The 20047-nt window shown below is 69.5% G+C and carries 20 protein-coding genes, 1 tRNA gene and 1 pseudogene; 13 read left to right on the top strand and 9 right to left on the bottom strand.

The window, feature by feature from the left end; all coding sequences use genetic code 11:
- The first annotated feature begins 1 nt into the window (after position 1).
- Genes IE325_RS18230 through IE325_RS18210 form a run of 5 tightly spaced genes read left to right on the top strand, consistent with a single transcriptional unit; the run spans position 2 to position 3493 of the window.
- Complete coding sequence (locus tag IE325_RS18230) at positions 2-691, top strand: class E sortase (RefSeq protein WP_190071002.1); 690 nt, start codon at positions 2-4, stop codon at positions 689-691.
- 26 nt (positions 692-717) lie between these two features.
- Entirely contained in the window at positions 718-906 is a 189-nt protein-coding gene (locus IE325_RS18225) for a hypothetical protein (protein WP_190071242.1), read from the top strand.
- A complete protein-coding gene (locus tag IE325_RS18220; RefSeq protein ID WP_190071001.1) occupies positions 903-1541 on the top strand; it encodes an aminodeoxychorismate/anthranilate synthase component II in 639 nt (212 codons plus the stop codon). Before IE325_RS18225 ends, IE325_RS18220 begins: the two co-directional genes overlap by 4 nt.
- The gene (locus IE325_RS18215; protein WP_190071000.1) at positions 1538-2716 is read left to right on the top strand and encodes a class E sortase; all 1179 of its coding nucleotides are present in this window, start codon (positions 1538-1540) and stop codon (positions 2714-2716) included. The genes IE325_RS18220 and IE325_RS18215 overlap by 4 nt, the downstream gene beginning before the upstream one ends.
- 12 nt (positions 2717-2728) lie before the next feature.
- Positions 2729-3493, top strand: coding sequence for a class E sortase (locus tag IE325_RS18210; RefSeq protein ID WP_190070999.1), 765 nt, complete (start codon positions 2729-2731; stop codon positions 3491-3493).
- A gap of 96 nt (positions 3494-3589) precedes the next feature.
- Here the strand turns inward: IE325_RS18210 and IE325_RS46105 are convergent.
- A pseudogene (locus tag IE325_RS46105) lies at positions 3590-3754 on the bottom strand (restriction endonuclease); the annotation flags it as partial.
- 32 nt (positions 3755-3786) lie between these two features.
- Here IE325_RS46105 and IE325_RS46100 point away from each other — a divergent pair.
- Positions 3787-4203 (top strand): hypothetical protein, encoded by a 417-nt coding sequence (locus IE325_RS46100; protein WP_229911862.1) that lies wholly within the window; start codon positions 3787-3789, stop codon positions 4201-4203.
- Positions 4204-4407: 204 nt separating this feature from the next.
- Here the strand turns inward: IE325_RS46100 and pknB are convergent, their stop codons facing one another.
- The 6 genes from pknB to IE325_RS18175 all read right to left on the bottom strand — a co-directional run bounded on the left by pknB (position 4408) and on the right by IE325_RS18175 (position 12596).
- Positions 4408-6393 carry a Stk1 family PASTA domain-containing Ser/Thr kinase gene (pknB, locus tag IE325_RS18200; RefSeq protein WP_190070998.1) on the bottom strand — a complete coding sequence of 662 codons (1986 nt, stop codon included), beginning with the start codon at positions 6391-6393 and terminating at the stop codon, positions 4408-4410.
- Positions 6394-6563: 170 nt separating this feature from the next.
- Complete coding sequence (locus IE325_RS18195) at positions 6564-8039, bottom strand: peptidoglycan D,D-transpeptidase FtsI family protein (protein ID WP_190070997.1); 1476 nt, start codon at positions 8037-8039, stop codon at positions 6564-6566.
- The gene (locus tag IE325_RS18190; protein WP_190070996.1) at positions 8036-9484 is read right to left on the bottom strand and encodes an FtsW/RodA/SpoVE family cell cycle protein; all 1449 of its coding nucleotides are present in this window, start codon (positions 9482-9484) and stop codon (positions 8036-8038) included. Before IE325_RS18190 ends, IE325_RS18195 begins: the two co-directional genes overlap by 4 nt.
- 27 nt (positions 9485-9511) lie before the next feature.
- Entirely contained in the window at positions 9512-11098 is a 1587-nt protein-coding gene (locus tag IE325_RS18185) for a Stp1/IreP family PP2C-type Ser/Thr phosphatase (protein ID WP_190071241.1), read from the bottom strand.
- Positions 11099-11188: 90 nt separating this feature from the next.
- Positions 11189-11704, bottom strand: a complete 516-nt coding sequence (locus IE325_RS18180; RefSeq protein ID WP_190070995.1) for an FHA domain-containing protein FhaB/FipA — start codon at positions 11702-11704, stop codon at positions 11189-11191.
- Positions 11705-11714: 10 nt separating this feature from the next.
- Positions 11715-12596, bottom strand: a complete 882-nt coding sequence (locus tag IE325_RS18175) for an FHA domain-containing protein (RefSeq protein WP_190070994.1) — start codon at positions 12594-12596, stop codon at positions 11715-11717.
- Positions 12597-13079: 483 nt separating this feature from the next.
- On the opposite strand from IE325_RS18175, the gene IE325_RS18170 reads away from it, so the two are divergent.
- Positions 13080-13163 (top strand) — tRNA-Leu (locus IE325_RS18170).
- A gap of 181 nt (positions 13164-13344) precedes the next feature.
- On the opposite strand, the gene IE325_RS18165 is transcribed toward IE325_RS18170, so the two are convergent.
- Positions 13345-13707, bottom strand: coding sequence for a DUF1304 domain-containing protein (locus IE325_RS18165; protein ID WP_190070993.1), 363 nt, complete (start codon positions 13705-13707; stop codon positions 13345-13347).
- Between the two features lie 214 nt (positions 13708-13921).
- Here IE325_RS18165 and IE325_RS18160 point away from each other — a divergent pair, with 214 nt between their 5' ends.
- Together IE325_RS18160 and IE325_RS18155 are read left to right on the top strand one after the other, a co-directional pair.
- The gene (locus tag IE325_RS18160) at positions 13922-15256 is read left to right on the top strand and encodes a glycosyltransferase 87 family protein (protein WP_190070992.1); all 1335 of its coding nucleotides are present in this window, start codon (positions 13922-13924) and stop codon (positions 15254-15256) included.
- Positions 15249-15446, top strand: a complete 198-nt coding sequence (locus IE325_RS18155) for a hypothetical protein (RefSeq protein ID WP_190070991.1) — start codon at positions 15249-15251, stop codon at positions 15444-15446. The genes IE325_RS18160 and IE325_RS18155 overlap by 8 nt, the downstream gene beginning before the upstream one ends.
- A 75-nt stretch (positions 15447-15521) precedes the next feature.
- On the opposite strand, the gene IE325_RS18150 is transcribed toward IE325_RS18155, so the two are convergent.
- Positions 15522-16172, bottom strand: coding sequence for an FMN-dependent NADH-azoreductase (locus tag IE325_RS18150; RefSeq protein ID WP_190070990.1), 651 nt, complete (start codon positions 16170-16172; stop codon positions 15522-15524).
- Positions 16173-16277: 105 nt separating this feature from the next.
- Here IE325_RS18150 and IE325_RS18145 point away from each other — a divergent pair, with 105 nt between their 5' ends.
- The 4 genes from IE325_RS18145 (at position 16278) to IE325_RS18130 (ending at position 20030) form a co-directional block, all read left to right on the top strand.
- Positions 16278-16640, top strand: a complete 363-nt coding sequence (locus IE325_RS18145; RefSeq protein WP_190070989.1) for a winged helix-turn-helix transcriptional regulator — start codon at positions 16278-16280, stop codon at positions 16638-16640.
- Between the two features lie 172 nt (positions 16641-16812).
- Positions 16813-18279, top strand: a complete 1467-nt coding sequence (locus IE325_RS18140) for a DUF2252 domain-containing protein (protein ID WP_190070988.1) — start codon at positions 16813-16815, stop codon at positions 18277-18279.
- A gap of 446 nt (positions 18280-18725) precedes the next feature.
- Positions 18726-19637 carry a J domain-containing protein gene (locus IE325_RS18135; RefSeq protein ID WP_190070987.1) on the top strand — a complete coding sequence of 304 codons (912 nt, stop codon included), beginning with the start codon at positions 18726-18728 and terminating at the stop codon, positions 19635-19637.
- A 45-nt stretch (positions 19638-19682) separates the two neighbouring features.
- Positions 19683-20030, top strand: a complete 348-nt coding sequence (locus IE325_RS18130) for a rhodanese-like domain-containing protein (RefSeq protein ID WP_190070986.1) — start codon at positions 19683-19685, stop codon at positions 20028-20030.
- The last annotated feature ends 17 nt before the right edge of the window (positions 20031-20047 follow it).

Genomic DNA, 20047 nt, shown 5'->3' with positions numbered 1-20047 from the left:
GGTGCGTGTGGTCGTCAGGTCCGTCAGTGAACTGTGTATCACCGTGGGCACCGTGATCGTGCTGTTTGTCGTCTATGTGCTGTTCTGGACCGGTGTGAAGGCCGACAGTGTCATGAGCGACCAGATCGATCGGTTGCAGGAGCAGTGGGCGCATGGGGCGGTGCGGCCCACGGGAGAGGCTGCCGGTCCGGCGGAGTCGGCGCCGACGCCGGGGCCGTATGAGACGGACAAGCCCTTCGCGATCATGTACATCCCGCGGCTTGGTTTCACGTGGAACAAGCCGGTGCTCGAGGGCACCGCGACCAAGACCTTGAAGAAGGGGCTGGGTCACTACGCGGCCACCGCTCAGCTCGGGCAGAAGGGCAACTTCTCGGTCGCCGGTCATCGGCGTACGTACGGTGATCCGTTCAAGGATTTTCCCAGGTTGCGGCCGGGTGACGCGGTGGTGCTGACCGATGGGACGACCTGGTTCACGTATCGGATCGACAAAGGGCCTTACAAAACACTGCCCACGGACATTGAGGTGATCGACGCTGTGCCCCGTAAGTCGGGGTACACGCGTGAGGGCCGTTATCTGACGCTGACCACGTGCGATCCGGAGTGGGGGCACAGTCATCGGCTGATCGTGTGGGCTCATCTGGACTCCACTCAGCCTGTGGAGGCCGGGAAACCGGAGGCGTTGCGCCGTTAGTCTGTTGGCTGTACGGCGTGAGTCTGATGCCGTGGTGCGACGAAAGGGACGGCATGTACGGCTGGATCTGGCGGCATCTGCCGGGGAACGCGTGGGTGAAGGCGCTGCTCTCGCTCCTGCTGGTCATGGCCGTGGTCTACGTCCTGTTCAACTACGTCTTCCCGTGGGCCGAACCGCTGCTGCCCTTCAACGATGTGACGGTGGACAACCAGTGAGCGCACGCATTCTGGTCGTGGACAACTACGACAGCTTCGTCTTCAACCTGGTCCAGTACCTGTATCAGCTGGGCGCCGAGTGTGAGGTGCTGCGCAACGACGAGGTGTCGACGGCGCATGCGCAGGACGGCTTCGACGGTGTGCTGCTGTCGCCGGGTCCGGGGACGCCTGAGCAGGCGGGTGTCTGTGTGGACATGGTCCGGCACTGCGCCTCGACCGGGGTGCCGGTCTTCGGGGTGTGCCTCGGCATGCAGTCGATGCAGGTGGCGTACGGCGGTGTCGTGGACCGTGCGCCGGAGCTGCTGCATGGCAAGACGTCGCTGGTCGAGCATGAGGGCAAGGGTGTCTTCGCGGGGCTGCCGTCGCCGTTCACGGCGACGCGCTACCACTCGTTGGCGGCGGAGCCGGAGACGGTGCCGGCCGACCTGGAGGTCACGGCGCGGACTCATGACGGCATCATCATGGGGCTGCGGCACCGTGAACTCCCGGTGGAGGGTGTGCAGTTCCATCCCGAGTCGGTGCTGACCGAGCATGGGCACCGGATGCTGGCCAACTGGCTGGTGGAGTGCGGCTACCAGGACGCGGTGGCGAGGTCGGCGGGGCTCGCCCCGGTGGTGGGCAGGGCCACGGCGTGACCGCACTGCGCCCTGAGCGCGAGTCCGGCGCCGTGTACGGGGAGTCGTTCACCGACTCCTACGGCGACGCCGGCGACCAGGGGTCCTCGTACGGGCAGCAGCCGTACGAGGGTTCCGGTGCGCTCGGGGAGTGGTCGGGCGGGGAGAATTACGTCACGCAGGAGTACGGCGACGAGGTGCCGTACGCGTACCAAGAGCCGTACGCGGAGTCGTACATACCTCCGCCGGACGACGAGACGGTGGCCTTGCGGATCCCGGATCCGCCGCGCTCCGGTGAGTCCATCGACTCGATCGACTCCATATCGCCTTCTGCGGCCTCTTCCGTCACTTCTGCCCCTGGACCCCCGGCGGGTGGCCGTGCGGCCCGTAGAAAGGCAGCGAAGGGGCGTCATGGGCGTCACGGGGGCGGCGCGCGTCAGGCGTCGGAGGCGGGCGCGGAGGAGAGTGGCTCCGGTGCTCCTCTCTCCCGTATGGAGGCCCGTAGACAGGCCCGGGCGCGCAGGCCCAGTCCGGGCACCGTGGCCAGCCGGGCGATCGGTGAGGTGTTCATCACCACCGGCGTGCTGATGCTGCTGTTCGTGAGTTACCAGCTGTGGTGGACCAATGTCCGGGCGCATGCGCAGGCGGACAAGGAGGCCAGCAGCCTCCAGGACGACTGGGCGAGCGGCAAACGCGCTCCGGGGTCCTTCGAGCCGGGGCAGGGCTTCGCCATCCTGCACATCCCGCGGCTGGACGTCGTCGTCCCGATCGCGGAGGGCATCAGCAACAAGAAGGTGCTCGACCGGGGCATGGTCGGCCATTACGGCGAGGGCAAGCTGAAGACGGCGATGCCGGGCGACAAGAGCGGCAACTTCGGGCTGGCGGGGCATCGCAATACGCACGGCGAACCGTTCCGCTACATCAACCGGCTGGCTCAGGGCGACGCGATCGTCGTGGAGACGCAGGACAAGTACTACGTGTACAAAATGGCGTCGATCCTTCCGGTGACGTCGCCGAGCAATGTGAGTGTGCTGGATCCGGTTCCGCCGGGGTCGGGTTTCACCGGGCCGGGCCGCTACATCACACTCACCACATGCACGCCGGAGTTCACCAGTAAGTACCGGTTGATCGTCTGGGGCAAGATGGTCGAGGAACGGCCGCGCAGCAAGGGCAAGCCGGATGCGCTCGTCAGTTAAGGCAGATGAATAGTGGCAGCGACCACCGAGGGCACCGAAGATCACACGGCCGCTCCCGCGTCACGGCGTCGCCCGGCTCGCCGCCGTGGCACGGGCCGGATCGCGGCGGCCGTCAGCGTCTTCGGCGAACTCCTCATCACGGCGGGACTGGTTCTGGGCCTGTTCGTCGTCTATTCCCTGTGGTGGACGAACGTCATCGCCGACCGCGCGGCGGACAAACAGGCCGACAAGGTCCGTGACATCTGGGCCCACCAGGACGAGGACTCCGGGCGCCCGGCCGTGTACGACGCCAAGAACGGCATCGGCTTCCTCCACGTCCCCGCGATGAGCTCGAGCGAGATCCTCGTCGAGAAGGGGACGACGTCGAAGATCCTCAACGACGGCGTGGCCGGCTACTACACCGACCCCGTCAAGGCGACCCTGCCGACCGCGGACAAGAAGGGGAACTTCTCCCTCGCGGCGCACCGTGACGGTCATGGCGCGAAGTTCCACAACATCCACAAGCTCGAGAAGGGCGACCCGATCGTCTTCGAGACGAAGGACAAGTGGTACGTCTACAAGGTCTACGCCGTCCTTCCCGAGACGTCGAAGTACAACGTCAAGGTCCTCTCCGGGGTCCCCAAGGAGTCGGGGAAGACGAAGGCGGGGCACTACATCACGCTGACGACTTGTACGCCGGTGTATACGAGCCGGTACCGGTATGTGGTGTGGGGGGAGCTGGAGCGGGTGGAGAAGGTGGACGAGGAACGGACACCGCCGGTGGAGCTTCGCGGCTGACAGAGATACTTTCGGCAACTCTGTCCTCTAACATGACGGAGGCCCGAAGCCGCAACTACTCTTTGCGACTTCGGGCCTCTGTGCGTCAGGTCGCGATTACTCCAGGATCTTCGCCGGCCCGATGAACTTCTGGACCTCGGGGCTGGTGATGTTCAGGTAGGGGGCAAGCCTCTTGCATTGGGCGACGCGGCGCCGTCCGTCGGCCGTGAGCGCGATGATGTCGACGCCCCGGTCTCCGCGACCGCCCTGCACGACGACGTTGGTGCATCCTCGCGGCGCAGGAGTTTGGCGATGTGGTGCTCGAACGTGCGGCCGTGCATGGCGTCCATGACTCCGACGGCCGGGCGGTCGTCGCGTACCCCTTCGAGCCTCTGCAGCCGTGCGTGGTGCTGGTGGAGCCGTCGCTCGATGCGTTGGACGCCTGCGCGGAGCGCGACCAGTTCCGCGCGGTACTCGCCCGACGTTTCGATCAGGGCGTTGAACATGGGGACGACGGTCCTGCCGAGGATGTGGGTGATGCGCTGGTCGATGCGGTCGTCGAAGGAGCCGACCTCAGTGGGAGCCGGGTTATCCACAGGCTGTGTGCGGGCCAGGTACTCCATGTCGAGGAGGTAGACACGTACCTGACGTGCGACTTTGCTGTCGCGGAGGAGCATGGCGATGTTGAGGACGGCTCGGCGGGAGAAGATCGCGAGCGCCTTGGAGCGTGACCGGGACCTGGTAGCCGTTGGCCACATGCATCCCGTCCGGCAGCAGTGACAGCGCCTTCGCCCGGTCGAGGACATCGGTTCGTTGCAGCACGCTGTCGCGCAGGCTCTTGGATTCCAGCGGTGTGGGGGGGTGATGGAAACAACAGGCCCCGGCACCCTTGAAGGGTGCCGGGGCCCGTGATGATCCCGGAGGGGACGGCTTCGTCAGCCGAAGATGCCTCCGTTGTCGCCTCCGCCGTTGTTTCCTCCGTTGTTGCCGAAGCCCACGGTGGTCAGCGTGATCTGGGTGCCCGCCGGGTCGTCGACCTGTTGGTTGCCCTTGGGGTCCTGGTCGGTGACGAGGGCTGTGTCGCTCTGGTCGCTGCCGTTGTTGAACTGGATGTTGGTGAAGCCGGCTGCCGCCAGGGTCTGCTTGGCCTGGCCCACCGTCTGACCCACGACGCTCGGTACCTGGGTCTTCTGCTTGGCCTGCTTGCCGATCTGGATGGTCACCGTGGAGTTCTTGTCGGCCTCGCTGCCGGCCTGCGGTGAGGTCGCGATGACCTTGCCGACCTGGTTCGGGTCCTGGGTGTCCACCTCGGTGCAGGTGCCGACGAGTTCGTTGGCCGTCATCTGTGCCTTCGCCTCGTCGCAGGTCCTGCCGAGGACGTCGGGCACGGTGGCCTTCGCCTGGGCCTTGGCGACCTCGAGGGTGACCGTCGAGCCCTTTTCCTTCTCGGTACCGGGGTCGGGGTCCTGGCTCAGGACGGTGCCCTCGGTCTGGGAGGACTCCGTCAGCTCGGTCTCGACCTCGAAGCCCTTGTCCTTCAGCTGTTCGGTGGCCTCGTCGATGTTCTTGTTGATCACGTTGGGTACGGCGACCTTCGGCGCTCCGGTCGACACCACGACGTTGATCTTGGAGCCCTTGTCGACGTTGGTCTTGGCAGCGGGGTCCTGGTCGCAGATCTGGCCCTTGGGCTTGTCCTCGCACTCCTTCGGCGTGATCTGCCCCAACTCGAGGTCGACGTTGCCGAGCAGATTCCTCGCGCTGTTCTCGGTCTCACCGATGAGGTTGGGAACCGGCACCTGGCTGTTGCTCGCGGTGTCCCCGTCGAACACCCACTTGCCGATGAGGACCGCGCCGACGAGGACCAGGATGGCCGCGACGGCGAGCAGGATCGTGGAGGTGTTGGACTTCTTCTGGCGGCGTCGGTCGACGCGGTCGTCGTATCCGTAGCCGCCGTCGTCGGGGTTCATCGGCGGCAGCATCGACGTGGCGCCGGCGTCCTGGGCGCGCAGGGCCGTGGTCGGCTGGTCGTCGGGGTAGCCGCCGTAGCCCACGGAGCCCATCGCGGCGGTGGCGGCGACGGGCTGGCCGTCGAGGCAGGCCTCGATGTCGGCGCGCATCTCGTCGGCCGACTGGTAGCGGTAGTTGGGGTCCTTGGTGAGGGCCTTCAGTACGATCGCGTCCATTTCGGGCGTGATCTCGGGGTCGAAGACCGACGGGGCCTGGGCTTCCTCGCGGACGTGCTGGTAGGCCACGGCCACCGGGGAGTCGCCGATGAAGGGGGGCCGTACCGTCAGGAGCTCGTAGAGCAGACAGCCCGTGGAGTAGAGGTCCGAGCGGGCGTCCACCTGCTCGCCCTTCGCCTGTTCCGGCGAGAGGTACTGGGCGGTGCCGATGACGGCCGCGGTCTGGGTCATCGTCATGCCGGAGTCGCCCATGGCGCGGGCGATGCCGAAGTCCATGACCTTGACCTGGCCGTTGCGCGTCAGCATGACGTTCGCGGGCTTGATGTCGCGGTGGACGATGCCGCTGCGGTGGGCGTACTCCAGGCCCTGGAGGATGCCGATGGTCATTTCCATCGCGCGCTCGGGCAGGAGCTTGCGGCCGGAGTGCAGCAGCTCGCGCAGCGTCGAGCCGTCCACGTACTCCATGACGATGTACGGGATCGAGACGTTGTCGATGTAGTCCTCGCCCGTGTCGTAGACCGCCACGATCGCGGGATGGTTGAGCGAGGCGGCCGACTGGGCCTCCCGGCGGAAGCGGGCCTGGAAGGACGGGTCGCGCGCGAGGTCCGCGCGCAGCGTCTTCACCGCCACGGTGCGGCCGAGCCGGGTGTCATGCGCGAGGTAGACCTCCGCCATGCCACCACGGCCGAGCACCTGGCCCAGCTCGTACCGGCCGCCGAGGCGACGCGGCTCTTCCATAAGCTACCTACCAGCCCTCTCCGTCGGTCCCGACCTCACCCTTGTGGGTGGGGCGGTGTGCCGTCCGGGCATACCGTACCCGGCTCATCTTGTGTGACCTGGCCAAGCCCGTAACCCGATACAGGACCGGTATCGCAACGTGCACCGATGTGAAGGGGACGTGAGCAGGTTCACTTCTTGCTGTTGATGACCGCCTCCATGACGCTCTTGGCGATGGGTGCCGCGAGGCCGCCGCCGGAGATGTCGTCGCGGACGGCGTTGTCGTCCTCGATCACGACGGCGACGGCGACGGGTGAGCCGTTGTCGGTCTTGGCGTAGGAGATGAACCACGCGTACGGGTTCTCGCTGTTGTCGACGCCGTGCTGGGCGGTGCCGGTCTTGCCGCCGACCTTCACGCCGTCGATCTGGGCGTTCTTGCCGGTGCCGTCTCCGACGACCGTCTCCATCATGGACTGCAGGATCTGGGCGTTCTCCGCGGACAGCGGCTTGCTCATCTCCTCGGGGGTGGTCCGCTCGAGGGCGTCGAGGTTGTTGGTCTGGAGCTCGTCGACCATGTACGGCTTCATCAGGGTGCCGTTGTTGGCGACGGCGGAGGCGACCATGGCCATCTGCAGCGGGGTGGCGGCGGTGTTGAACTGGCCGATGGAGGACAGCGCGGTCTCCGACGGGTTCATGTCGTCGGAGAAGACCGAGGCGCTGGTACGGGTCGGGGTGTACAGCTCCTCGGTGAAGCCGAACTTCTTGGCTTCCTCCAGCATCTTGTCGTTGCCGAGGTCGGAGCCGATCTTGCCGAAGACGGTGTTGCAGGAGTACTGGAGGGCGACCCGCAGTGTCGCGTTCTTGCAGGGGATGTTGCCCTCGTTCTTCAGCACGGTCGTGGTGCCCGGCATGGTCCACGGCAGCGGCGTCTTGGTCTTTCCGTCGGCGTCCGTGTACAGGCCGTTCTCCAGCGCGGCGGCTGCGGTGACCACCTTGAAGGTGGAGCCGGGCGGGTAGACCTCGCGCAGTGCCCGGTTGAGCATCGGGTCGTCGGGGTTGACCTTCTTCTGGAGCTTCTGCCACGCGTCGGTGTCGGTCGTCGTGGAGTTGCCGGCGAAGGACGAGGGGTCGTACGACGGGTAGGACGCCAGGGCCAGGATCTTGCCGGTGGACGGCTCGATGGCGGCGACGGCACCCTTGCCGCCCTGTGCCTTCAGTCCCTCGAACGCGGCCTTCTGCGCGGCGGCGTTGAGGGTGGTGACGACGTTTCCGCCTTCCTTCTCCTTGCCCGTGAGCATGTCGAGGGTGTTGCGGAAGAACAGCCGGTCGTCGTTGCCGGTGAGGATGCCGTCCTCGATGGACTCCAGCTGGTTGGCGCCGAAGGCCTGGGAGGCGTACCCGGTGACGGGTGCCCACATCGGGCCGTTGGTGTAGGTGCGCTTGAACTTGAAGTCGGTGCCGGAGGTTTCCTTCGAGCCGGTGATGGCCTTGCCGTCGACGATGATGTTGCCGCGGGGGGTGCCGTAGCGCTCGATGGTGACGCGGCGGTTGTTCTTGTCGCTCCTGAGCTCGTCGGCCTGGACGTACTGGATCCAGTTGTCGCGGACGAGCAGCGCCAGGACGAGGAGGCCGCAGAAGATCGCGATCCGGCGTAGGGGCTTGTTCACGGACGGACCACCTGGGTCATCTCGGCGTCGGGGTTGGGCGCGGGGGCGGGCGCGGGTCGGCGTGCGGTGTCGCTGATGCGCAGCAGGATGCCGATGAGGGCCCAGTTGGCGATGACGGAGGAGCCGCCGTATGCCACGAAGGGCAGCGTCATGCCGGTCAGCGGGATGAGGCCCATGACGCCGCCGGCCACGACGAAGACCTGGAGGGCGAAGGCGCCGGACAGGCCGACGGCGAGGAGCTTGCCGAAGGGGTCGCGGGCGGCGAGGGCGGTGCGGACGCCGCGTTCGACGATCAGCCCGTAGAGCAGGAGGATCGCCATGACGCCGGCCAGGCCGAGTTCCTCGCCGAAGGTGGCGAGGATGAAGTCGGAGTTGGCGGCGAAGCCGATGAGGTCGGAGTTGCCCTGGCCGAGGCCGGTGCCGAGGGTGCCGCCGGAGCCGAAGGCCCACAGGGCCTGCATGGCCTGCTCGGAGTGGACGAGGCCGTCGCCGTTGGGGGTGCGGCTGAGCGTGTACTCGCGCATCGGGTCGAGCCAGGCCGACACACGCGTCTGGATGTGCGACTCGAAGCTCGCCACACCGACGGCGCCGACCGCGGACATCAGCAGACCGAACACGATCCAGCTCGTCCGCTCGGTGGCGACGTACAGCATGATGACGAACATCCCGAAGAACAGCAGGGATGTTCCGAGGTCGGTCTCGAAGACCAGGATGAGGATCGACATCACCCAGACGACGAGGATCGGACCGAGGTCGCGGCCGCGTGGCAGGTACAGGCCCATGAAGCGGCGGCTGGCGAGTGCCAGGGCGTCTCGCTTGACCATGAGGTAGCCGGCGAAGAAGACCGCGAGGGCGATCTTCGCGAACTCACCGGGCTGGAGTGTGCCGAGGCCGGGGATCTTGATCCAGATCTTGGCGCCGTAGGTGGGGGCGCTGAGGCCGGGGATCAGCGGCATCACGAGCAGGAACAGCGCGGCGGCCATGGAGATGTAGGTGTAGCGCTGCAGGACGCGGTGGTCCTTGAGGAAGATCAGCACCGCGACCAGCAGGGCGACGCCCATGGCGGAGTACAGCAGCTGGCGTGGGGCCGCCTCGACGAAGGTCTTGCTCGCCTGCAGTTTCTCCGACTGGTCCAGGCGCCAGATCACGACCAGGCCGAGGCCGTTGAGCAGGGTGGCCAGCGGCAGCATCAGCGGGTCGGCGTAGGGCGCGAACTTGCGTACGGCGAGGTGGCCGATGCCGGCCAGGAGGCCGAGGCCGATTCCGTAGCCCAGCAGGCCGGCCGGGACCTGGTCGTTGATCGCCAGGCCGACGTTGGCGTAGGCGAAGACCGGGATGACGACCGCGAACAGGAGCAGCGCGAGTTCGGTGTTGCGCCTGCTCGGTGCGCCGATCGCGCCGATCGTGGACGTGTGGTGCGTCGGCGAGTTCGTTGTACTGCTCATGATGTGACGGGGCCTCTCACGGCTTGCCTACTGCGCACCGCAGTACGAGACGACCTTCTGCTCTTCCTCCGAGAGTGTGGGGCCGGGCTTGGGCGTCGCAGTCGGTGTCGGGGAGGTGGAGGAGGACGGGGGCGGGGACTTGGTGGACGCCGAGGGATTCGGTGTCGGTGTCGCCTTGGACGTGAGGGAGGTACGGGTGGTTCCCGTGGTGCCTCCGGCCTCGCCCTCGCCGGTCTTGGAGTTCTGCTCGCTCTGCGCGGCCTGCTGCTCGGCGCGCTTCTTGCACGCGGTGGCCTGGAGCTGGAGTTCGTCGATCTTCGCCTGGGCGTCCTTCAGGCCGCCTTCGGCGATGGTGGCCTCGACGAGCTTCTTCTGGTACGGCGGCAGGTACTTGAGTTCGATCTCAGGGTGATCCTTCTCGACCTTCGACAGCGAGACCCAGGCCAGGTCCTGGCTGATGCCGCGGTACAGGGCGACATGCTCCTCGTTGGCGCCGACGTAGTACTGGGTCTGCGTCCAGCGCCAGCCGCCGTAGAGGCCGCCGCCGATCAGTGCGAGGGCGAGGGCCGAGTAGAGGGATCTCTTCAGCCACTTGCGGCCGCCGCGGGGCTTGATGAAGTCGTCGTCGGTGTAGTCGCCGAAGCTGCCCGAGGGGGCGTAGCCGGTGGTGTCGCCGGAGCCGGGCGGGCCGAACTCGCCGCCTCCGCCGCCCTGTCCGGGGACCTGGCGGCCGAGGCCGGAGGCGCGTCCGGCGGGGGTCTGCATGATGCCGTTGTCGTGCAGGTGGTGCTGCTGGTTCTCGGCGACGGCGCCGACCACGACGGGGGTGTCGGAGAGCTGTCCGGCGAGGGTGTCGCCGGTGTCCAGGTCGAGGACGTCGGCCACGATCACGGTGATGTTGTCGGGGCCGCCGCCGCGCAGGGCGAGCTGGATGAGTTCCTGGACGGTCTCCTGGGGGCCCTGGTAGCTGGCGAGGGTGTCCTCCAGGGTCTGGTGGGACACGACGCCGGAGAGGCCGTCGGAGCAGATCAGGTAGCGGTCGCCGGCGCGGACCTCACGGATGGAGAGGTCGGGTTCGACGTGTTCGCCGCTGCCCAACGCCCGCATCAGCAGGGAGCGTTGGGGGTGGGTGGTGGCTTCTTCCTCGGTGATGCGGCCCTCGTCGACGAGGCGCTGCACCCAGGTGTGGTCCTGGGTGATCTGGGTGAGGACGCCGTCGCGCAGCAGGTAGGCGCGTGAGTCGCCGACGTGGACGAGGCCGAGGCGCTGTCCGGTCCACAGCAGGGCGGTGAGCGTGGTGCCCATGCCCTCCAGCTGGGGGTCCTCCTCGACCATGGCGCGCAGTTGGTCGTTGGCGCGCTGCACGGCGGTGCCGAGGGAGGTGAGGATGTCCGAGCCGGGGATGTCGTCGTCGAGGGCGACGATGGTGGAGATGGCCTCGGAGGAGGCGACCTCGCCCGCGGCCGCGCCGCCCATGCCGTCGGCGATGGCGAGCAGGCGGGGTCCGGCGTATCCGGAGTCCTCGTTGCCCTCCCGGATCATGCCTTTGTGCGATCCGGCGGCGAAGCGCAGTGACAGACTCATGCGCACCTCGCCCGTCGGCTCCGGGTACATCCGCACGGTGCCCACCCTCCGGTCGGGAGCGCGCCGGGGCCCGTGGTGTGGGCCACCGCTGCGTGCTCGCTCCGCTCGCTCATTTTCGTACTACTTCCGCAGCTCGATGACGGTCTTGCCGATGCGGATCGGCGCGCCCAGCGGAATAGGTGTGGGGGTCGTCAGCCGCGTTCGGTCGAGGTACGTGCCGTTGGTGGAGCCAAGGTCCTCGACGATCCACTGGCCGTCGCGGTCCGGGTAGATCCTGGCATGCCTGCTGGAGGCGTAGTCGTCGTCCAGCACGATCGTGCTGTCGTGCGCCCTGCCCAGGGTGATGGTCTGGCCCTGGAGCGCGACGGTGGTGCCGGTGAGGGTGCCCTCGGACACGACCAGCTTGGAGGGAGCGTTACGGCGCTGGCGGCCGCCGCCCTGCTGGCCGCGCTGCTGCGGCGGCGCGGCTGCCTGCCGGGCGGCCTGCTGCTGCCGTCCGGCTTCCCGCCTGGACCCGCGCTGGGTGACACGCGTACCGAACAGGTCGCTGCGGATGACCTGCACGGCCACGATCACGAACAGCCACAGTACGGCCAGGAAACCCAGCCGCATGACCGTGAGGGTCAGCTCTGACATTGCCCCCGCTTCACCCTTCGGCTTGCCGGTAAATGATGGTGGTGCTGCCCACGACGATCCGCGAGCCGTCGCGGAGCGTAGCGCGGGTGGTGTGCTGCCCGTCCACCACGATGCCGTTGGTGGACCCGAGATCCTGGATCGTCGAGGGCGTTCCGGTCCGGATCTCGCAGTGCCGGCGGGAGACGCCGGGGTCGTCGATCCGCACGTCGGCGTCGGTGCTGCGGCCCAGCACGAGCGTGGCGCGGGAGATCTGATGGCGGGTGCCGTTGATCTCGATCCAGTAGCGGGTGCGGCCGCCTGCCGCGGGTGCGGCGGGAGGTCGCCGGCCGCCCGCGGGCTGCGGGTAGCCGTAGCCGCCGGGGCGTGAGCCGGGCGGCGGTGACGGTGGCATGGGCGGGGCGCCGGCGGGCGCGGCGGCCGGCGGGTAGCCGTAGCCGCCCTGGCCCTGGGGGGCGCCGGGCCGCCCGGCCGGGGCGGCGGGTGCGGGGGCCTGCTGGCCGCCGCCCTGCTGATCGGTGGAGCCGGCGAGGGTGCGGCTGCGTACGCGGTACAGGCCGGTGTCGAGATCGTCGGCCTTCTCCAGGTGGACCTTGATCGGGCCCATGAAGGTGTAGCGCTGCTGCTTGGCGTAGTCGCGGACCATGCCGGCGAGCTCGTCACCGAGCTGCCCGGAGTAGGGGCTGAGCCGCTCGTAGTCCGGTGTGCTCAGCTCCACGATGAAGTCATTGGGTACGACGGTCCGGTCGCGGTTCCAGATCGTCGCGTTGTTGTCGCACTCGCGCTGGAGCGCTCCGGCGATCTCCACCGGCTGGACCTCGGACTTGAACACCTTGGCGAAGGTGCCGTTGACCAGACCTTCGAGACGCTGCTCGAACTTCTTCAGGACTCCCATGGGGCACCTCCTTCGTCGTTGCCTTCGTCCTGCATCCCGCCGGGCGGGCACTGCCTTACCTGGTACTGCTTACTGATCGTATCCACGCGCCGGTAAATCGGCTGGTTCCCCCTGTCGGCCCGGTCGACGGGTGTCGACGCCCTCGAAGTTCCCTTCGGAGCTCCGCTTCGAACTCCTTCGGCACACAGTCTTGCCATGGATCGTAGAGGCGGCCGCAAACCAGTGTCCCGCACCTGACTGTGGACCCTGACCGGCTCCTGGGGAGATGCCTGGTACCGGTACGAGGTTGATACGTGAACAGGTCGTCGTTGATACGGAGCGCGGGGCGCCGCGGATCGGTCGCCGCGGGGTGGCGTTCGCCGACCGTGCTGGTGGGGAGCTGCCTGGGGATAAGGGATGTGAACCGGCCCTGGCCGGCGTGCTAATGTTCTGCGTGTCGGAAGGCGCCGGACCGCGAGGGAAGGGCCCGAGGACACACCCAATGCGCGGGTGGCGGAATAGGCAGACGCGCTGGATTCAGGTTCCAGTGCCCGCAAGGGCGTGGGGGTTCAACTCCCCCCTCGCGCACCGTGAGATACGGGCCTCTGCAGGTGACGGAAGTCACCGCAGGGGCCCGTTTCCTTTTCCATGATCGTTGTGAGGCATCACACAGCCTGGCCAGGCCGGATGTGAGGCCGGAGTGCGTGAGCTATCTCACCAGGGGATCCGGCCTGTCTGCCCTGTCCGCTTCTTGAGGCTGTGGCCCGTGTCAGCCCGCCGCGACGACCGCCGCGAGGGTCACGGCCGCCGGCAGGGCCTGGGCGAAGAGGATGCGGCGGTTGGCGGTGGCCGCGCCGTAGACGCCGGCGACGACGATGCAGGACAGGAAGAAGATCTGCGCCCGGTAGCCGGTCGGATCGTCGGCGATCAGACCCCAGACCAGGCCCGCGGCCAGAAAGCCGTTGTAGAGGCCCTGGTTGGCGGCCAGCGGCGCGGTGGTGCGGGCCAGTTCGGCGTCGAACCCGTGGAAACGGCGGCCCGGACCGCGCTGCCACAGGAACATCTCCAGGACCAGGATGTAGACGTGCAGCAGCGCCATGAGGGCGACGAGGACGACGGAGAGCGTATGCATGGCGTGATTGTGCCCGTGGGGGTGTGAGGGGGGAGAGCGAGGGGTGGGGGATCGGGAGGTAGGGGACCGAGGGGTGGGGGATCCAGGGGTTGGGGCCGCTCGGACTTTCGGCTGAGCCGTCTGTACCGGGGGCCTTCAGGCGTGGCCGTTCGGCCGAGGTGGGTGAGGCGGGCCCGGCGCGAGATTGGAGCTCCCCTGCCCCAGGAGCCCACCGATGCCACCCGAGTCCCTCGCCTTCGTCGCCGGAGTCCGGCCCGGCGGACCTGTCCTCGCCCCCGTTGCTCCACTTGTCCCGCCGGCCCCCGCGCGGTCCCGCCGGGCGCTCCGAGTGCGCCGGGACGTGCTGTTCTGGCTCGGCTGCGCGGTCTTCGCGCTGGCGCTGGCCCTGGTCACGAACCTCACCCCGCACCGGATCTGGGGCGCCTGCGCCGCCGTCGGATACGCCGTCGCCGCGGAGCTCGCCCGCCGGTCGCCGCGCCCCTGGAGCCGGCACAGCGCGCTCGCGGCGCTCCTCGGGGCCGTGGTGGTCCCGCTGACGCTGATGGTCCTCGCGGGGACCGCGCAGTCCGAGGTGCACGTCGTCGAGCACTCGGGCGCGCTGCTGCTGGACTCCGGCAGCCCTTACGTGCCGCATCCGGTCGGCGTCGACGACTACAACCCCTATCTGCCCGGCATGGCCCTGTTCGGGATACCGCACGCGCTGTTCGGGGGGACGCCGCTCGCGGATGCGCGGGTGTGGTTCTGCGCCGTGTTCCTGGTGAGCATGTTGATCGCCGCGCGGGGAGCGGGGCGTGGCCGCGGCACCCTCGCCTCGGTCGCCTCGGTCTCATCGGTCGGGGAGTCGGACGCGCGCGCCGCGCTGCTGCTCGCCGCGTTCCCGGCGGTGGCGTTGCCGCTGGCGGTCGGTGGGGTGGATCTGCCGGTGATCGGGCTGATGTGCCTGGGGCTGGCGCTGGCGGGCCGGGGCGGTTCCGGTGTGGCGGCCGGGCTGGCGATGGGGGCTGCGGCCGCGCTGAAGTGGACGGCCTGGCCGCTGCTGCCGGTGGGGCTGGTGCTGCTGCCGGTGACGGCGGGGCGGCGGACTGCCGTACGGGCCGGAGTCGTCGCCGTGCTGGTGGCCTCGGCGGCGGTGGTGCCGGTGGCCCTCGCCGATCCGCACGCCTTCGTGGAGCACGTCGTCCTCTTCCCGTTGGGTGAGGGCGGGGTGCATTCACCGGCGGCCAGCCCGCTGCCCGGGTATCTGCTGGCGACGTACGTCCCCGGCGGTTCCGTCCTCGCGATGGGCGCCCTGGTGGCCGCGGCGGGTGGAGTGGCGGTGTCGCTGGCGGTACGGCCGCCCCGCACCGTCGTCGCGGCGGCGGACCGGCTGGCGCTGGGGTTGGGCCTGGCGATGTGCCTGATACCGGCGACGCGGTTCGGGTATCTGGTGTATCCGCTGGTGCTGGCCGCGTGGTTCCGGCGGGGGGAACTGGGGGCGGCTGTTCGCCGGGTCGGGAGCCTGGTGGGCGCCGGTGGCCGGGTGCCGGAGGGGAGCGCGGACCGTGGCTGAGCGACTGCACGCGCATCTGGTGCTGGTCACCGTGCTCGCGGTGGTAGGGCTGGTCGTGGCGCTGTGTCTGCCTTCGGCGGGGGGACGTCCGGTGGGGGAACGTCCGGTGGGGCGGGTGCCGGCGGGCTCGGCGGCGACGGGAGCGACGGTGCAGGGAGTCGGCGGCGGCCCCGGGGCCGGGAGCGGGTGAGGCTGTCCGTCACGCGCGCGTGGGCCCTCTCGCCGTTCGACGAGGACCCACGCGCGCGTGGCGTCTCCGAGGCCGTTACGCCGCGAGCCGCTGGGTCAGCTGCTTCGCCTTCGTGGTGGCCTCGTCGAGGGCGCGCTCGCGGGAGGCCTCGAAGAGGGGGACCAGGTCGGTCATCTCCGGGTTGGCGGGGGCCATGGTCAGCTCCGGGACGATGAAGTCGAGGTCGGCGCCGAGGAAGTCGGTCAGGATCGCCGACAGGTAGTTCTGCACGTACTCGTAGCCCTCACGCGGCGTGCCCGGGCCGTACGCGCCGCCACGGCTGGCGACGACGGTGACCGGGGTGCCCTTGACGGACTGGGTGGCGCCCGCGGTGCGGCCCATCAGGACCACGTTGTCCAGCCACGCCTTCAGCGTCGACGGGATCGTCAGGTTGTACATCGGGGCGCCGATCAGCACCGCGTCCGCGCTCTCCAGCTCCTCGATCAGCTTCACGCGCTCCGCGAAGGCGGCGGCCTGCTCGGGGGAGTGCGTGGCCGGATCGGAGAAGCCGGCGGTGTGGGCGTGGGCGGTGATGTGCGGCACCGGGTGCGCGGCGAGATCGCGGTGGATCACCGTGCCCTCGGGGTGCTGCTCCTGCCAGGTGCGACGGAAGGCGTCGGTGACGGCACGCGAGGAGGAGGCGTCGGCCGGGAAGACCGAGGAGTCGATGTGCAGCAGCGTTGCCATGGGGATCTCCGAAAGGGAAGGGACTGAAAGTTCGTGCATGACTATGGATAACACAGTCACTTACTTTTTTTCATCCCCGTACGGCAGGGCAGTACCCTGAGAGGCATGGCGGGTGAGCAGAGTCACGACGTATCGGCGTGCAAGCGGGTCGACGCCGGCATCAGCCGCGTCTTCCAGCTGCTCGGAAAGCGCTGGACCGGCCCGATCGTGTCCGTCCTGACCGCGGGCCCCGCCTACTTCGTCGCCCTGCGCCGGGCGGTCCCCGGCATCAGCGAGCGGATGCTCTCCGACCGGCTCACCGAACTGGCCGCCGCGGGGCTCGTCGTGCGTGAGGTGTACGAGGGGCCGCCGCTGCGGGTCGTGTACCGGCTGACGGAGGCGGGCGCCGCGCTCGAACCCGCGCTCACGGAACTCGGCGGGTGGGCGGAGAAGTATCTGCCGGAGGCGGAGCGGGCCGAGGGCTGCTGAGGGGGAGCGGGCCAAGGGCTGGTGAGGCGGCGGGTCGGCCGGTACTCCGTGCGGGTTTTCCACAGTCGTGGAGTTGTCCACAGGGTCTGACGCGTTTCGGCCGCCGGTTGTAACGTCGGCACGAGTTGATGTTCGTGTCGGTGTTCATGGGTGTGCGGGGGAGGCGGTCGGTATGACCGAGGTCGGTGCGGGGGCTACGGCGGAGGCGGCCGCGGTGACTGCGGAATCGGGGTCGACGTCGGCGGGGGCCGTGCGGCGCCGGCTGCCCCGGGTGCGCGGCTTCGCCGAGTGGCCCGGTGGCGGGGCGCCGAAGGAGGAGGGCAAGGCACTGCGCAGGCGGGTGCCGCGCGCCGACCACTCGGTGCTCGATCTCGACGCCGGCCGGCCCGACGCGGTGGCCGCCGTCGAGGAGTCCAACCTCGGCCGGCTTCCCGAGCTCACCCCGATAAGGGTCGGCCGGATGGCGGCGACGCCCTTCGCGTTCCTGCGGGGCTCGGCGGGACTCATGGCGTACGACCTCGCCCGCACCCCCATGACCGGGATCCGCGCCCAGATCTGCGGCGACGCGCACGCGGCGAACTTCGGGCTGTACGCCGACGCGCGCGGCGGCCTGGTCATCGATCTGAACGACTTCGACGAGACGCTGTACGGCCCCTGGGAGTGGGACCTCAAGCGGCTCGCCACCTCGCTGGTGCTCGCGGGCCGGGAGGCGGGCGCGGACGAGGACAAGTGCCGCAAGGCGGCGAACGACACCGTCGGTGCCTACCGGCGCACCATGCGGCTGCTGGCCAGGCTCCCGGTGCTGGATGCGTGGAACGCGATCGCGGACGAGGAACTGGTCTCCCACACCGACGCCCATGATCTGCTCGGCACGCTGGAGCGGGTCGCGGAGAAGGCCCGGGCCAACACCAGCGGGCGCTTCGCGGCGAAGTCGACGGCGGTGACGGAGGACGGCGGCCGTACGTTCGTGGACGCGCCGCCGGTGCTGCGCCGGGTCCCGGACGAGGAGGCCGCGGCGGTGGCGGCGTCGCTGGAGGCCTACGTCACGACGCTCTCCGAGGACCGCCACCCCCTGCTCTCCCGTCACGCGGTGCACGACGTGGCGTTCCGGGTGGTCGGCACGGGCAGTGTGGGCACCCGCTCCTATGTGGTCCTGCTGCTGGACCACCGCGGCGAACCGCTGGTCCTGCAGGTGAAGGAGGCCCGCCCCTCGGTCCTGGTCCCGCACCTGGTGACGGCCGGCTTCGAGGCGCCGGATGCGGACCACGAGGGGCGGCGCGTGGTCCTCGGCCAGAAGCGCATGCAGGTCGTCAGCGACATCCTGCTTGGCTGGACGACGGTCGACGGGCTCCCCTTCCAGGTACGCCAGTTCCGCAACCGCAAGGGCAGCGTCGACCCGGCCGCGCTGGCCGCCGACCAGATAGACGACTACGCCCGCATGACCGGCGCCCTCCTGGCCCGCGCCCACTCCCACAGCGCCGACCCCCGCCTGATCTCCGGCTACTGCGGCAAGAACGAGGAACTGGACGAGGCCATCGCGGACTTCGCCCTTACCTACGCCGACCGCACGGAGGCGGACCACGCCGCACTGGTGGCGGCGGTGCGGGCGGGGCGGATTCCGGCGGAGATGGGGGTGTGACCGGGGCGTCCGCAGCACCGGTGGACTGGCGTCCGCTGGATTGCGGCGGAGGCGGTGGGGTGTAGCGCGGTCGGCGGAGTAGCGGAGTATCGGCAGCGGCGTCGGCCTGGCGTCTGCCGGGGCGGGGCGGAGTCGGGGCGCACTGTGGGCCGCGGTCGAGTGGGCGCCGGCAAGACCACGGGCGCTGCGGCGGCCCTGGGCCCGTTGGATCGCGGAGAGGAGACGGGGCGCCCGTCGACGCAGCGCCCGTGGTGTTCTCGGCGCGGCGAACCTGGCGTCCGCCATGGCACGGTCGGCCCGGCGAGCCCGGCATCCGCCGGATCACGGCCGGGATGGCTAGGGATCACGCGGGCTGCTGCCGAGGTAGCCCCCGGTGCTGTCGGCCCCGGCGCCCCCGGATCCTCCGTGTTCGAAGTGCCCGGCACGTCGTGGCCTACGCTGGGCGGGTGATGACGCCGGAAGCTGAGCAGTCCCAGGCCGAGCCCGCTGGTGCGGGGGCGCCGGGCGGTGCCGAGGTGCCCGTCGGTGGAGCTGAGCAGGGTGGTGAGGCGAAGGTGACGGCCGAGGACGCGGGCGAGCGGCCCGAGGCGCGGTTGGAGCGGGCCGTGCGGGCCGCCGAGCAGGCGTTGATCGAGTACGAGATCGCCGTGGAGACCTTCCGCGTCGAGGTGGACAACTTCTCCCGGCTGCACCACCAGAAGCTCGGCCCGATGTACGCCCGCCTCGACGAGCTGGACGCCCGGATCGCCGAGGCCGTGGCCGCGCGTACCGGCGACCCCGAGGACATCCGCAAGGCCGACGAGGCTCGCGCCCGGGTGCTGCCGATGCCCGGCGTCGAGGAGCTGTTCCACGGCTGGATGGACGGCGAGGGACTGTTCCCGGAGGCCGCGGCGATGCTCACGGAGCAGCCCGTGCGGCCCCCGGAGCGGGTGCGCCCCAGCGACGAGGCCCGCAAGCTCTACCGCGAGCTTGCCCGCAAGGCCCACCCCGACCTCGCCCAGGAGGACGCCGAGCGGGCCCGGCGTGAGGAGTTCATCACCCGCGTCAACGCCGCCTACGCCCGGGGCGACGAGGCGCTGCTGCGGGAGCTGGCCGAGGAATGGGCCAAGGGACCCGTGCTGAAGGAGCAGGGCCCGACCCCCAGCGAGGAGCTGTACGCCCGCCTCGAATGGCTCGCCCAGCGCAAGGAGCTGCTCACCCTCGTCGCGAAGGACCTGGAGGAGAGCGCGATCGGCGCGATGCTCCGCCTGGCCCCCGACGACCCCGACCGTCTCCTGGACGAGATCGCCGAGCAGCTGCTGGCCCAGGTGTCGGAGCGGGAAGCGGAACTGGCGGCATTGCAAAGCCAAGGCCCCTGAGGGGGCGCGGAGCCGTGTCGAGACCTGTCGGGTAGCGTCGACGACATGCATCCCGGATCAGGCGTACCCACCGTCGAGGTCACCGACCTCAAGGCCGACGACTTCCTCCTCGACGTCCGTGAGGACGACGAATGGCAGGCGGGCCACGCCGAAGGCGCCCTGCACATTCCCATCAGCGAGTTCGTGGCCCGCTATGGCGAGCTGACCGAGGCCGCCCCGCAGGACGGCCGGGTCAACGTGATCTGCCGCTCCGGCGGCCGTTCGGCGCAGGTCGCGATGTACCTGGTCCAGCAGGGCATCGACGCGGTGAACGTCGACGGCGGCATGCAGGTGTGGGCGGCGGCCGGACGACCCGTGGTGACCGACGAGGGTCAGCCCGGTTTCGTGCTGTAGCGCACCCGGGCCCGCAG

Origin of the sequence: Streptomyces lanatus (assembly GCF_014655715.1) — a bacterium.
In the GTDB taxonomy this organism is placed as follows: Bacteria; Actinomycetota; Actinomycetes; order Streptomycetales; family Streptomycetaceae; genus Streptomyces; species Streptomyces lanatus.
Note: the sequence above shows the minus strand (reverse complement) of the source record. Positions and strands in the feature narration are given on the sequence as shown.